Raw genomic sequence first — 12588 nt, 5'->3', positions numbered from 1 at the left:
CGTGCTATGGAACAATATTTCGAATCTGGACAGACAGAATGCCCCTTAAAGCAGGAGTCCTGTGCTGATTTGGAAGGGAATAAAAAAGGAGCGTTATTAAATATGTCAAAAATTATTGCAATTAATGCGGGCAGTTCTTCACTGAAGTTTCAACTGTTTGAAATGCCAAGCGAAAAGGTAATTACGAAAGGCCTGTTTGAACGGATCGGCCTAAATGATGCCATTTTCACTATCAGTGTAGGCGAAGAAAAGATTAAGGAAGTCACAGATGTTCCTGATCATGAAGTAGCTGTCAAAATTCTTTTGGACAAGCTTACATCAACAGGAATTATTGAATCATTGGATGAGATTACCGGAATCGGCCACCGTGTTGTTCATGGGGGCGAATCTTTTACCGATTCAGTCCTAATTACTGATGAAGTATTGAGCAAAATTGAACAGCTTTCCGAACTGGCACCATTGCATAACCCTGCCAACCTTACAGGAATCCGTGCATTCCAGCAAGTCCTTCCTAACGTGCCTGCTGTGGCTGTTTTTGATACAGCATTCCACCAGACAATGCCTGAAAGTTCATATTTATATAGCCTGCCATATGAATATTACGAAAAATACGGCATCAGGAAGTATGGCTTCCATGGGACTTCCCATAAATACGTTTCCCAGCGTGCTGCGGAATTGCTTGGACGCCCAATTGAACAACTAAGGCTGCTTTCCTGCCACCTTGGCAACGGTGCAAGCATCGCTGCTATTGAAGGCGGAAAATCAATTGACACTTCCATGGGCTTCACACCGCTTGCGGGAGTAACAATGGGAACTCGTTCCGGTAATATTGACCCTGCCCTTATTCCATATATTATGGAAAAAACAGGAAAGACTGCTGAGGAAGTTCTTGACGTTCTAAATAAGAAGAGTGGTATGCTGGCTGTTTCCGGATTCTCCAGCGACCTAAGGGATATCGAGCTCGAAGCTGAAAATGGTAATGAACGTGCTAAGCTTGCACTTGAAGTGTTTGCGAGCCGGATTCATAAGTACATCGGTTCTTATTCTGCACGTATGTATGGTGTTGATGCAATTATCTTTACGGCTGGTATCGGCGAGAATAGTGCGTCCATCCGTGCAAGGGTTCTTCGCGGCCTTGAATTCATGGGTGTATATTTTGATCCATCACTAAATGAAGTAAGAGGGGAAGAAGCATTTATCAACTACCCTCATTCCCCAGTAAAAGTAATTGTCATCCCTACAGACGAAGAAGTCATGATTGCCCGTGACGTTATGCGCCTTGGTAATATTCAATAAATAAAAGTTTGTATTAAAAAGCTGTGCCAGTTGACTGGCGCAGCTTTTTTCGTTACATTGGACGAACTTTGGGTTTTCTCTATTTTCTGCCATTTATGCTATACTTTATGAAAAGTCAGTATAAGGGGGGCAGGTCATGGCACTGTCAGATCGGGAAATGAGTGTCCTTGCCGAGATTAGAGACTGGGAAAAGCGCATGCGGGAATATGAGCCAAACGACATTCAGCTAACCTATGAAAAGTATTTGGAGGCTGGTTTTTCAATGCTTCCAGAAGAAGTTCAGAACAAATTTTTTTCGTTAGTCGATACGTGGATGTTCCATCTAAATGCGATGATCCAGGGCTCGCAATTTCAATTGGATGCAAAAGACAGGATCATGGCTTCTGCAAGGGTATTCAATAAACAGATACACACTATTGAGGACCTGCAGAAGCTGGATATTGACCAGTTAAATTATATTGCCCAACAGCAAATCGCGAAACACAGGCTGTATTCATTTGCGCAAGGGGCCATGGCCGGAACTGGCGGAACCTTGCTGCTTGGTATGGATATTCCCGCAATGGCCGTGATTAATCTCCGTGCAGTCCAGCTTTTGTCAATGACCTATGGGGTGGAAGGGAATACACCTTTTGAAATGATGACAGCTTTGAAAGTATTTCATACCGCGACACTACCGCCGCGCCTTCAGTCTGAAAGCTGGAATTCATTGCTCCAGGACTTGAAAGGGGAGGAAGAGCGTTATTTTTACCAGGGAAATGACAGGCTTACGGACGTGTCCTGGCTTGAACAACCAATCAGGCAGCTTCTCAAGGCGATGGTCATTGCGGCATTTAGGAAAAAACTGATTCAGGGTCTCCCCCTCGTCAGTGTGGCGGTTGGGGCGGCTTCGAATTATCAGTTGACCCGGAGAGTAACCGATTTTTCCCACAACTATTACCGGCTTCGGTATTTGATGAAAAAGGAGGATATCCTGTGAGTGTAAAAGACCATAAGAGAGAGGCACCCACTGCGGTTGCGTGTAAAATTATTACCGTTAGTGATACAAGAGATAAAGATTCCGATAAAAGCGGGAAACTGATGATTAGCATGCTTGAAGCAGAGGGGCATACAATAGTCGATCATGTCATTGTAAAAGATGAACAGGAAGCAATAAAGACAGAGGTTTTAAGCGGCTGTTCGAACCCGGAAATAGATGTTGTCCTAACAAATGGCGGGACTGGGATAGCGTTGCGGGATGTTACGATTGAAACAGTTACGAAGCTATTTGATAAAGAGATGCCGGGTTTTGGAGAATTGTTCAGGATGTTGAGCTATCAGGAGGATATTGGTTCTGCCGCATTACTTTCACGTGCGGCTGCAGGTGTCGTCAACAACAAGGCTGTCTTTTCTACCCCGGGCTCCAGCGGCGCAGTCAAGCTTGCTATGGAAAAATTGATCTTACCCGAGATTGGACATGTCGTCCGGGAACTCAAAAAGGATTTGAAATAGGCAGAAAGCTCCCGGAATTGGAGCTTTCTGCTCGATTGGATTTAAAATTATTAAGTATGGCTCTTATTTGTTTCTTCCAGTACAGCAGCTGATCTATACCAAAGCCATAAATCATTAATAATAGAAGCAAGTTCGGCGATTTCACTATTTAACTCACAGGATTTGGTGAAACTGCTTTCGTTTGAAAGAGCCGCCTGTTTTTCATTGATTTGATGCTCGAGCTCCTTGATTCTGTCAGGGATGGCACCACGTATTTGCTCCCAGGAAAAAAGAATTTTTTCCTGAATATCACGGTCAAATTGTTCAAAATCTCTCCCAACCCGCGGTACAGGAATACCCAGTCGGCGGTCATATGCAAAATAATGTTCCATTCTAATTCCTCCTATCATCCAGAATCTGTTATGCAAAGCCTTTTTCTGTTCTGACAACTAGAACGTCGCATGGTGCGTGAAGCGTAATATGCTCCGAAACACTTCCGATGAGAAACCGCTCCACAGAATTCATACCTGTTGCGCCACACACAATCAGGTCAACCTCATTATTTCTGGCAATATCCTTTGGAATTCTTAATTTAGGTGAGCCATATTCAATGAGAACGTCAACGTTATAAAGGCCGCTTGATAATGCCTCCTGTTTGTATTCTTCAAGCAGTTCTTTCGCAGTTTGGGAAGTGCGGTCCACCAGTCCCTGATCGTATGCCTCTACAATCGCGAACGTCCTTGTATCGATTACATGGACGATGAGCAGCTCTGCCTTGTTTCTGTTCGCAATACCAACAGCCTTCCTGAATGCCAATTTCGCCTCTTTGGATCCATCAACAGCCACTAGAATTTTTTCATAGTGGTTTGTCATTGGCCTTCCTCCCATAAATTTAGTTAAGACCATATACCGGGAGCGATGAATTGCTTGTATAACAAAATTATACATAAAAAAACTGTGTATAGGTGTAACGAAATATCGAAAAATAAAGGGGTAATGCACCGAAGTGTAATAAATCTCAAAGGAGGAAGCATTCGGTGAAAGATAACAGGCAGAATGAACGCAACCGGTTTACTTATGAAGACAATGGGTTGGAAGAGGTTAGTACCCAGATTATGGACTCCTATAATAGCGGCTTTATGGGGGAGCAGGAAGCAAAGGCAAGGACTCAGAAGAATTTGCAATCAAAAGGTGAATAAAGAAACATGAAAAAAGGCTGCCTTGGCGGCCTTTTTTCAGTCTGGTTCACCTTTCAAATAAATCAGGATAGCCCGGTCTTTTTTGTTAGAAAGGGCATATACCCAATACCTCCACATGGCATGTGCATATTCTTTAGTGTACCCAGAAAAAAATGAGGAGGAGTTACCTTGAATAATGAATATCAATTAATGCCTGCCCAGCCCCAAGTATTTGATGTACAAGGCCAGCCAGATATGAATGATACGAGAATAAGACCATTTGGCTTTGGCCGCCCGTTTGGCTTTGGCTTCGGTCGACCATTTGGCTTCGGTTTTGGCAGACCATGGGGCTTTGGTTTTGGTCGTCCATGGGGCTGGGGCTTTGGAGGTCCATTCTTTGGCGGGTTGCTTGGTGGATTGGCTGCTGGCGCTCTGCTTGCACCGGCATTCGGATATGGTTATGGATTTGGCTATCCATACTATGGATACGGCTATCCATACTATGGATTCCCTGGTTATGGATACGGATACCCTTACTACTGGTAATGTTGGATTTTGCGGAGTGTCCGGTTAAGACTGGCGCTCCGTTTGTTCTTAATTAAAATAATTCAGTGGTTTTTATTCGGAATAGTAAAAGTAGTGAAACTTAATCTTAATCTAGTAAATTCCAAAAAGTTTCCTCAGCATGCTATTCTTTTGATAGAATGTAAGTGCTTACAAATTCCAATAAAATGGTTTAGGAGGCAAAGGGATGAAAATCGGTGTGCCAGCTGAAATAAAAAACAATGAAAACCGGGTTGCGATGACACCGGCAGGAGTTGTTAACCTGCTGAAGTTCGGCCATGAGGTATACATAGAATCGGGTGCGGGCCACGGATCCGGCTTTACCGATCAGGACTACCTGTCCGCGGGGGCGCAAATCGTTCCGACAGCGGCAGATGCCTGGGAAAAAGAAATGGTTATGAAGGTAAAAGAACCGCTTCCTGAGGAATACAAGTATTTTTATGAAGGCTTGATTCTATTTACATATTTACACCTTGCACCTGAGCCAGAGCTGACAAAAGCCTTGATTGACAATAAAGTAGTCGGGATTGCGTATGAAACAGTCCAGCTTTCAAATGGGGCATTGCCCCTTCTGACACCGATGAGCGAAGTAGCAGGCAGGATGGCGGCTCAAATTGGAGCCCAGTTCCTTGAGAAATTCCATGGGGGAAGAGGAATTCTTCTATCCGGAGTACCTGGAGTACAACGCGGAACAGTATCGATAATTGGCGGCGGAGTTGCTGGCACCAATGCAGCCAAAATGGCGATCGGACTAGGTGCTAAGGTTACGATTATTGATGTGAATCCTGATCGCCTCCGCCAGTTGGATGATATTTTTGGTTCGGAAATAACCACCCTCATGTCAAATCCCTATAATATTGCGGAAGCCGTGAAAGAGTCCGACCTAGTAATCGGCGCTGTCCTGATTCCGGGAGCAAAGGCGCCCAAACTCGTTACGGAGGAAATGATCAAATCGATGAGGCCAGGAAGTGTGGTAGTCGATATTGCCATAGACCAGGGCGGCATTTTCGAAACAACCGACAGAATTACAACTCACGACAATCCAACATACATCAAACATGATGTCGTTCATTATGCTGTTGCAAACATGCCGGGCGCTGTCCCAAGAACATCAACAATTGCACTGACAAATGTGACTGTACCGTACGCACTGCAAATTGCCAATAAAGGCTACAGACAGGCGTGCCTGGAAAACGAGGCGGTTTTAAAGGGAATTAATACATTAAATGGCTTTGTCACGTATGAAGCTGTAGCCCAGGCGCATGGCCTGGAATTTAAGGGCAGCAGAAGGTTGCTGGAACAAAGCTAATCGAAAAAATAGCAGGATGCCATTCATAAAGGCATCCTGCTCTCTTTTACTTAATAATCTGCAATTCCTTCGGAAACTTTGTTAGAATTTCCAGACCGGATGCTGTCACGAGAACATCATCTTCAATCCGTACACCTGCTAATTCAGGAACATAAATGCCTGGTTCAATGGTGAAAACCATCCCTTCTTCCAGCGATAGCGGGTTGGTTGAGGTCAGGGAAGGATATTCATGTACGCTGATTCCAAGGCCATGACCAAGCCGGTGTGGGAAGAATTCACCGTAGCCTGCATCAGCGATTACATTCCGGGCAGCCACATCAACTTCTGAACATTTTACCCCAGGACGGGATGCTTCAATCGCTGCCAACTCTGCCTTCAACACTGTATCGTAGATTTCTTTTTGTTTATCATTTATATCGCCATATGCAACTGTCCTCGTAATATCGGAACAATATCGGTCGACAACAACTCCCAGGTCAAAAAGAACAAGGTCACCTTTTTGAATTTTTGTATGGCCTGGATTGCCGTGTGGGGAAGCTGCGTTTTTGCCTGTTAGCACCATTGTGCTGAATGACATTTCACTGACGCCCTTTTTCTTCATTTCAAATTCAATTGCAGCCAGAACCTCAAGTTCGGTTTTTCCTTCACGTATTTCATGTGTCCCAACTTGAATCGCAAAGTCGGCCAGTGAGCAAGCCTCACGAAGTGCCTTCAATTCCCGTTCGTCCTTTACAAGCCTAAGTGTCCTCATTTTCTCTTCGGCCGATACAAGGGCGCCTGCTTCCGGGAAGAGCCGCTGAATTTCTTCAAATCTTTCTACGTTCATATGCTCTTTTTCAATTGCGACTTTCCGGACTGAAGAGATTCCACGGGCAGCAATCGATTTTTTTATCATGACCCATGGATGATCCGTATCGGTGAAGCCGATGATTTCATTTTGCCATCCGGCATTCCTGGCATCGTTCTTTTCCATTGCGGGGCAGACGAGAAAAGGTTCTGCATCCTGAAATACAGCCAATGCCAATAATCGCTCATGTGGATCCGTAAAAAATCCAGACAAATAAAAAACATTATCTGGTGAAGTTAAAATGCAAACCTCGATTTCCTGTTCTTTCATCCAATTGGAAACCTTTGTCAAACGTTGATTCATAATAAAATCCTCCAAACTATTTCTCTCTATTCAAACCTATTATACCAAATACTTTGCGTCTCTAATTGGTATTAGGTATTTTAAATAATGGGTATTAGATAGTCGGAAGCAGGATTTAGACAAAATGAATGGAAAAGTATAAGTAAACAAGGTGAAAGGGGATTAGAACATGAAAGTTTCGTATCATGGCCATTCAGTAGTAAAAATTGAAACGGGTGGAAAAACAATCCTGATTGACCCGTTCATCACGTACAATAGCCTGACAGATTTGAAGGCTGAGGAGGAGAAGCCCGATTATATCATCCTGTCACATGGGCATAACGATCATGTCGGCGATACAGTCAGCCTGGCAAAACGGAATGATGCTCTTGTTATTGCGAATCACGAACTGTCAACCTACCTTGACTGGCAAGGAGTAAGGACTCATGGCATGCATATTGGGGGTTCGTACGAATTTGAGTTCGGGCGGGTTAAGCTTACCCAGGCTTTTCATGGTTCCAGTTATGAAACCGAGGATAAACAACTCGTTTATTGCGGAATGCCAGCGGGAATTTTATTGATGGCCGAAGGGAAGACCATTTATCACGCTGGGGATACTGGATTATTTTCCGATATGAAGCTGATTGGCGAACGCCATCCAATTGATTTGGCCTTTTTGCCGATTGGAGATAATTTCACAATGGGTCCGGATGATGCGGCGTATGCTGCTGAGTTATTAAATGCCAGCCAGGTTGTGCCAATACACTATAATACCTTCCCGCCAATTAAACAGGATCCGCATGCCTTCGCTAATTTGTTAAAAAAGAAAAACGGCCGGGTCATGAATCCGGGAGATTCACTGGAGTTATAAATCCATACCTTTAATGCCTCCCGTAATATTCCAAACGCATTCGAAAAATAAGCCTGAGGTGCATTGGCAACGTTTTGGGGTCTGGAAGGATGCAAAATGTAACCAATAGGCAGTATTGGAGGCGTTTCGGGTTCTTGAAACATGCGAAATGTAACCAATAGGCAAGATTGATAATGTTTTGGGCACTTGAGACATTCAAAATGCCAATGATAGATGGATAACCTTTTAGCAATCAATGGATAACCCGTCTTATTTCCTTCGCTATTGCATACTAATGAAACTAGAATAGGGAAGCGGAGGGAATAGAATGAGGAGAAATCGTTTGCTAATCTGTTTGCTTTTGGCCATACTGATGGTTTATTATGCAGTTCCGAGATTGTCTTTGGAGTTTAGCAGTGAAGCTGGAGCCTTTACCATTGCGTGGGCAATGGCGGCACTTCTTGTAATTGGCGGAAATATGGCGGGTCTGGTAAAAGAAGCAAAAGGGAAAACTACCCAGCAAACAAGAAGAAAAAAGCCTGTTCAGGCTCGAGGCCGAGGCCTGTAGCATTGTTTTTCAGCTATCCTTCATTGAATCGGGAAATTATTAACCTTATAATAAATAATAGGCAAATCCGCATGGATAGCGGAAACAAAAGCAGAGGGTGAAGGTCTTGGCAACTAAGCACGAACAAATTCTACAATATATAGATGGGCTTCCCATTGGAGAAAAGATATCAGTGCGCCAAATCGCCAAGGCGATGAATGTAAGTGAAGGGACCGCATACAGGGCGATAAAGGATGCTGAAAACAAAGGATATGTCAGTACGATTGAACGGGTAGGAACAATCCGGATCGAGCGGAAAAAGAAAGAAAATATTGAGAAATTGACGTACGCGGAAATCGTCAATATTGTCGAAGGACAAGTGTTGGGAGGGCGTGCAGGCCTTCATAAAACATTGAATAAATTCGTTATTGGCGCAATGAAGCTTGAAGCGATGATGCGCTATACGGGTGCCGGGAACCTTTTAATTGTCGGAAACCGGATACAGGCACATGAGCATGCCTTGAAGGCCGGAGCCGCGGTTTTGGTGACAGGCGGATTCGACACTGAGGAGCATGTCAAACGCCTTGCGGACAAGCTTCAAATGCCGGTTATCTCGACAAGCTACGATACGTTTACTGTTGCAACGATGATTAACAGGGCAATCTATGACCAGTTGATTAAAAAGGAAATTACCCTGGTCGAAGATATTCTGACGCCATTGTCGGACACCGTTTATTTGCGGACCACCGACAAAGCAAGCCAATGGCATACGTATAACAGAGAAACGAAACATGGGCGCTATCCTGTTGTCGACCATAGTATGAAAATCCAGGGAATGGTTACGGCAAAGGACGTGATGGGCCATAATCCTGATACGCTTATTGAAAAAGTGATGACCAAGAACCCGGTGACTGTCAGCGGCAAGACGAGTGTCGCGTCAGCATCCCATATGATGGTATGGGAAGGAATCGAGCTTCTTCCCGTTGTTGACGATTCAAATCGGCTCCAGGGAATCATCAGCCGCCAGGATGTCCTGAAAGCATTGCAAATGATTCAGCGCCAGCCGCAGGTCGGAGAAACACTTGATGATATCGTCACAAGCCAGATGGTCCTTTCAACTGGAAAAACCAAAGGTGAGGACTATTACCGGATTTCGGTAAGCCCGCAAATGACCAATCATCTTGGAACAATTTCGTACGGTGTATTTACCACTATTGTTACTGAAGCCGCCAGCAGAGTGCTGAGAGGCTATAAAAAAGGTGACCTTGTTGTCGAAAACATGACAATTTATTATTTAAAGCCAGTGCAGCTCGACAGCAACCTCGATATTTTTCCTAAGGTGCTTGAGGTAGGGCGGAAGTTTGGCAAGGTTGACATTGAGGTTTTTAATGAAGGGGTTCTGGTTGGGAAAGCGATGATGATGTGCCAGTTAATGGACAGGCATTAAGATTTATAACGGAAGGGAAGACATGAAAAATGCGCCGGCTGGCGCATTTTTCAGGTTAACTATTTTCTCCCTCTGCCTCCTTGATTGCATGTGGAAGATAGAATTTATAAGACTTAATTCCTGACCAAATATTAATGGCTCCCAAAAATATAAAAATCGCTGCGACAATGTATGTAACGGTTGTTTGGAATAAGAAAAGCTGATTTATGCCAAATGCCATAACAAACGTCCCGAGCGCGATTCCCGATTTTGAAGTAAGCCATAGCCTTTCAGCAGGGCGGCGGCTGCGTACATATTTAACCTTGAAATAAACATATAATGCAAGAGAGAAAATAATAATGAATACGAGGACCGGCATTGTAAGAACCTCCATATGTAGTTTAGCTAATACCCATTTTACCCGGAAATCCCGGCGAATGCTACCTTGCTCTTTTCGCCGCGAAGAGGGCAGCACCCGATGGAAAAGGAGTTTGTTATGAAGACGAAAATTTTTGATGCGATTGAAAAATACGAGACGATTATCATCCACAGACACGTCCGGCCTGATCCGGATGCATACGGGTCCCAGGGCGGATTGGCTGAAATCCTGAAAGAATCGTATCCGGACAAGTCAATTTATCTTGCTGGAAAAGGGGAAAGAACACTTTCCTTTTTATTTGAACCGGATGAAATTCCAGATAGCACCTACAAAGGGGCACTGGTCATCGTCTGTGATACTGCAAATACCGAACGGGTTTGCGATGGCAGATTTAACCTTGGCGAAATGCTGATTAAAATTGATCACCATCCTAATGAAGACCAGTACGGGGATGTCATGTGGGTTGATACAAATGCAAGTTCGACGAGTGAGATGATATATGAGCTTTATCTAGAAGGCAAAACCCGGGGGCTGAAAATGAATGACGAAGCAGCCCGGCTGCTTTACGCGGGAATCGTCGGAGATACAGGGAGATTTCTTTATCCTAGTACAACGAACAAAACATTTGCCTATGCAGGAGAATTAATCCGATATAATTTTTCAAGAAACGAACTATACGACAAATTGTATGAGCTCAGCCCCAATATCGTAAAGCTGAACGGATATGTACTCCAGCATTTTCACATGCACGGGAATGGTGTAGCTTCGGTAGACTTAACAAAAGAGCTTCTTAAAGAATTTGATGCGGTCCCTTCAGAGGCCTCTTTGCTAGTCAGTGCACTCGGCAATGTCGAAGGAATCAAGGCATGGGTCTTCTTTATAGAAGAAGAGGAACAGATAAGAGTCAGACTCCGCTCCAGAGGCCCGGTTATCAATGGTGTAGCAAGGAAATTTAATGGAGGAGGCCATCCTCTTGCTGCGGGTGCTTCGATTTATTCCTGGGATGAAAAGGACACTGTCCTTAAAGAGCTCCAGGACGCTTGTAAAAAAGCTTTATAAAGGCTGTTTTCGAAAGTCTTTTCTGAAAAAGAGAGAAATGTATGGTACTGAGGGTTGATTGGAGCGGAAGGTGCGAGCTCGTTCGAAAATGCATAAGACGCATTTTCTCCTGCGGTGCTTTTTCAGGGAAGATTATTCAACGTCCTGCGGGACAAGTGGGACAGGTGAGACCCCGCAGTTGCTTTAGCAACGAGGAGGCTCACCGCCCGCCCCGCGGAAAGCGAGCATCCCGGAGCGGTAATCAACTACTACATAAAACAACAATCTCTAATAAAAACCCAAACTTTAAGACGGCTCCGCAAATGGGAGCCGTCTTTATTCGTATAGACAAGCCAGATGGTTGTAACGTTACCGATCTAGATTAATATGGAGCTGAATAACGATTGTAGTATAGATAATCATTTCTTTTACTTCGAGCCGGTATTTTTTATCGTTAATCGTAAATTTTCTATTTTCAATTACCCGTTTTATTAATTCCCTGTTTTTAAAAGCAACTTCTAGATCTTTTGCTTTCAAGGTTTTTAAGTCCTCCATGACAGCGTCTTCTGTTTCATGGACACTGAGAAGGTCGAGGTCATATTTTTGATGATTGGTTATTTTAACCTGGATCGCCTGAATCAGAAGTTTTTCAATGTTTTGCTCGTTTAAATTCTTGTAATCTTCCTGCCAAATGATAATATCATCCTCAAGCTTTTTAATTTTGTCCTGCTGCTCTTGAACAAGGATCGATTGCTGTTCCTGGAATACCCCGTTTATATAGATGAAGATAGCCCAGCTGATAACAGCCCCAATCGCCATCCCGGCAAAGAACCTCTGCCAGGATCTGTCATTATATAACGGAGGGACTCTCATCGGGACATATGCTCCTGGGTAAACCATTCAATCAGGAGCGCTCCAGTTTGCGCCCCTCCGAGTGCAGAGAGAATGACCATGATTTGCTTAAAAACGTCACGGGTCTGCCCCTCAAATATCCCCCTCTCAAACTGGTAAACCGCATCAAAGGTTCCCCCAATTGCCGCAACGATTGCCCAAATTCTCAACATGGAAGAGAGTCTGGTAATCTCAGTGAGGGCAGGATGTCCAGTCAGGAAGGAAGCAATTCCACCGATGATGGAACCTCCGAGCAGAACCCCGAGTGCAATAAAGTAGCTTTCAATAAATGAGTGAAAAAATCCAGGCTGATTCATGGTATCCATCCTTTACGTATGCTTTTACACAATACGGATATCTTTTTGGAACAATCATATATGCTTCTTACTTCATCATATGGACAGGGCCTCCATATTATGAAGCAAACTATATAAGAGGAACTAAAGAATCTTAATTTAATTGAAGCGCCTCATGAAAGGCAAAGAACGCTCTCGACAGGCAAAGGCGCCTGGCT

At 44.1% G+C, this 12588-nt stretch carries 16 protein-coding genes; 10 read left to right on the top strand and 6 right to left on the bottom strand.

Going from position 1 to position 12588, the window contains the following annotated elements:
- The first annotated feature begins 102 nt into the window (after positions 1 to 102).
- The 3 genes from A8F94_RS05875 (at position 103) to A8F94_RS05865 (ending at position 2784) form a co-directional block, all read left to right on the top strand.
- Positions 103 to 1296: an acetate kinase gene (locus A8F94_RS05875; protein WP_066197303.1), complete on the top strand. Its 1194-nt coding sequence runs from the start codon at positions 103 to 105 to the stop codon at positions 1294 to 1296.
- Positions 1297 to 1432: 136 nt separating this feature from the next.
- Positions 1433 to 2272 carry an EcsC family protein gene (locus A8F94_RS05870; protein WP_066196898.1) on the top strand — a complete coding sequence of 280 codons (840 nt, stop codon included), beginning with the start codon at positions 1433 to 1435 and terminating at the stop codon, positions 2270 to 2272.
- Positions 2269 to 2784: a MogA/MoaB family molybdenum cofactor biosynthesis protein gene (locus tag A8F94_RS05865; RefSeq protein WP_066196896.1), complete on the top strand. Its 516-nt coding sequence runs from the start codon at positions 2269 to 2271 to the stop codon at positions 2782 to 2784. Before A8F94_RS05870 ends, A8F94_RS05865 begins: the two co-directional genes overlap by 4 nt.
- Before the next feature lie 50 nt (positions 2785 to 2834).
- Here A8F94_RS05865 and A8F94_RS05860 read toward each other — a convergent pair whose 3' ends face one another.
- Positions 2835 to 3155: a hypothetical protein gene (locus tag A8F94_RS05860; protein WP_066196894.1), complete on the bottom strand. Its 321-nt coding sequence runs from the start codon at positions 3153 to 3155 to the stop codon at positions 2835 to 2837.
- Between the two features lie 28 nt (positions 3156 to 3183).
- Entirely contained in the window at positions 3184 to 3636 is a 453-nt protein-coding gene (locus A8F94_RS05855) for a universal stress protein (protein ID WP_066196892.1), read from the bottom strand.
- 164 nt (positions 3637 to 3800) lie between these two features.
- On the opposite strand from A8F94_RS05855, the gene A8F94_RS25645 reads away from it, so the two are divergent.
- The 3 genes from A8F94_RS25645 (at position 3801) to ald (ending at position 5814) form a co-directional block, all read left to right on the top strand.
- Positions 3801 to 3962, top strand: a complete 162-nt coding sequence (locus A8F94_RS25645) for a hypothetical protein (protein ID WP_175384355.1) — start codon at positions 3801 to 3803, stop codon at positions 3960 to 3962.
- Positions 3963 to 4130: 168 nt separating this feature from the next.
- Complete coding sequence (locus A8F94_RS05850) at positions 4131 to 4487, top strand: hypothetical protein (protein WP_077247567.1); 357 nt, start codon at positions 4131 to 4133, stop codon at positions 4485 to 4487.
- Between the two features lie 205 nt (positions 4488 to 4692).
- A complete protein-coding gene (gene ald, locus A8F94_RS05845; RefSeq protein ID WP_066196890.1) occupies positions 4693 to 5814 on the top strand; it encodes an alanine dehydrogenase in 1122 nt (373 codons plus the stop codon).
- Between the two features lie 46 nt (positions 5815 to 5860).
- Here ald and A8F94_RS05840 read toward each other — a convergent pair whose 3' ends face one another.
- Positions 5861 to 6964 (bottom strand): M24 family metallopeptidase, encoded by a 1104-nt coding sequence (locus A8F94_RS05840; RefSeq protein WP_066196888.1) that lies wholly within the window; start codon positions 6962 to 6964, stop codon positions 5861 to 5863.
- A gap of 169 nt (positions 6965 to 7133) precedes the next feature.
- On the opposite strand from A8F94_RS05840, the gene A8F94_RS05835 reads away from it, so the two are divergent.
- The 3 genes from A8F94_RS05835 to A8F94_RS05825 all read left to right on the top strand — a co-directional run bounded on the left by A8F94_RS05835 (position 7134) and on the right by A8F94_RS05825 (position 9787).
- A complete protein-coding gene (locus A8F94_RS05835) occupies positions 7134 to 7814 on the top strand; it encodes a metal-dependent hydrolase (protein ID WP_066196886.1) in 681 nt (226 codons plus the stop codon).
- A gap of 307 nt (positions 7815 to 8121) precedes the next feature.
- Positions 8122 to 8361 (top strand): hypothetical protein, encoded by a 240-nt coding sequence (locus tag A8F94_RS05830; RefSeq protein ID WP_066196885.1) that lies wholly within the window; start codon positions 8122 to 8124, stop codon positions 8359 to 8361.
- Positions 8362 to 8467: 106 nt separating this feature from the next.
- On the top strand, positions 8468 to 9787 hold the full coding sequence (locus A8F94_RS05825) for a CBS domain-containing protein (protein ID WP_066196882.1): 1320 nt from the start codon (positions 8468 to 8470) through the stop codon (positions 9785 to 9787).
- Between the two features lie 55 nt (positions 9788 to 9842).
- On the opposite strand, the gene A8F94_RS05820 is transcribed toward A8F94_RS05825, so the two are convergent.
- Positions 9843 to 10145, bottom strand: coding sequence for a YtpI family protein (locus A8F94_RS05820; protein ID WP_066196880.1), 303 nt, complete (start codon positions 10143 to 10145; stop codon positions 9843 to 9845).
- 117 nt (positions 10146 to 10262) lie between these two features.
- On the opposite strand from A8F94_RS05820, the gene A8F94_RS05815 reads away from it, so the two are divergent.
- Positions 10263 to 11204: a DHH family phosphoesterase gene (locus tag A8F94_RS05815; protein WP_066197299.1), complete on the top strand. Its 942-nt coding sequence runs from the start codon at positions 10263 to 10265 to the stop codon at positions 11202 to 11204.
- A 348-nt stretch (positions 11205 to 11552) separates the two neighbouring features.
- Here A8F94_RS05815 and ytrI read toward each other — a convergent pair whose 3' ends face one another.
- Together ytrI and A8F94_RS05800 are read right to left on the bottom strand one after the other, a co-directional pair.
- The gene (gene ytrI, locus A8F94_RS05805; RefSeq protein ID WP_066196875.1) at positions 11553 to 12056 is read right to left on the bottom strand and encodes a sporulation membrane protein YtrI; all 504 of its coding nucleotides are present in this window, start codon (positions 12054 to 12056) and stop codon (positions 11553 to 11555) included.
- Positions 12053 to 12391 (bottom strand): YtrH family sporulation protein, encoded by a 339-nt coding sequence (locus tag A8F94_RS05800; protein WP_441294177.1) that lies wholly within the window; start codon positions 12389 to 12391, stop codon positions 12053 to 12055. Before A8F94_RS05800 ends, ytrI begins: the two co-directional genes overlap by 4 nt.
- Positions 12392 to 12588: the final 197 nt, after the last annotated feature.

The sequence above is a fragment of the Bacillus sp. FJAT-27225 genome, from assembly GCF_001685025.1.
Lineage (GTDB): Bacteria > Bacillota > Bacilli > Bacillales > Cytobacillaceae > Bacillus_D.
This window is presented reverse-complemented; position numbering and strand designations above follow the sequence as displayed.

Coding starts and splice junctions, on each gene's coding strand:
- A8F94_RS05830 (WP_066196885.1), top strand. CDS start 8,122: ATGAGGAGAAATCGTTTGCTAATCTGTTTGCTTTTGGCCATACTGATG.
- ytrI (WP_066196875.1), bottom strand. CDS start 12,056: ATGAGAGTCCCTCCGTTATATAATGACAGATCCTGGCAGAGGTTCTTT.
- A8F94_RS05815 (WP_066197299.1), top strand. CDS start 10,263: ATGAAGACGAAAATTTTTGATGCGATTGAAAAATACGAGACGATTATC.
- A8F94_RS05835 (WP_066196886.1), top strand. CDS start 7,134: ATGAAAGTTTCGTATCATGGCCATTCAGTAGTAAAAATTGAAACGGGT.
- ald (WP_066196890.1), top strand. CDS start 4,693: ATGAAAATCGGTGTGCCAGCTGAAATAAAAAACAATGAAAACCGGGTT.
- A8F94_RS05875 (WP_066197303.1), top strand. CDS start 103: ATGTCAAAAATTATTGCAATTAATGCGGGCAGTTCTTCACTGAAGTTT.
- A8F94_RS05820 (WP_066196880.1), bottom strand. CDS start 10,145: ATGCCGGTCCTCGTATTCATTATTATTTTCTCTCTTGCATTATATGTT.
- A8F94_RS05860 (WP_066196894.1), bottom strand. CDS start 3,155: ATGGAACATTATTTTGCATATGACCGCCGACTGGGTATTCCTGTACCG.
- A8F94_RS05855 (WP_066196892.1), bottom strand. CDS start 3,636: ATGACAAACCACTATGAAAAAATTCTAGTGGCTGTTGATGGATCCAAA.
- A8F94_RS05840 (WP_066196888.1), bottom strand. CDS start 6,964: ATGAATCAACGTTTGACAAAGGTTTCCAATTGGATGAAAGAACAGGAA.
- A8F94_RS05800 (WP_441294177.1), bottom strand. CDS start 12,391: ATGAATCAGCCTGGATTTTTTCACTCATTTATTGAAAGCTACTTTATT.
- A8F94_RS05870 (WP_066196898.1), top strand. CDS start 1,433: ATGGCACTGTCAGATCGGGAAATGAGTGTCCTTGCCGAGATTAGAGAC.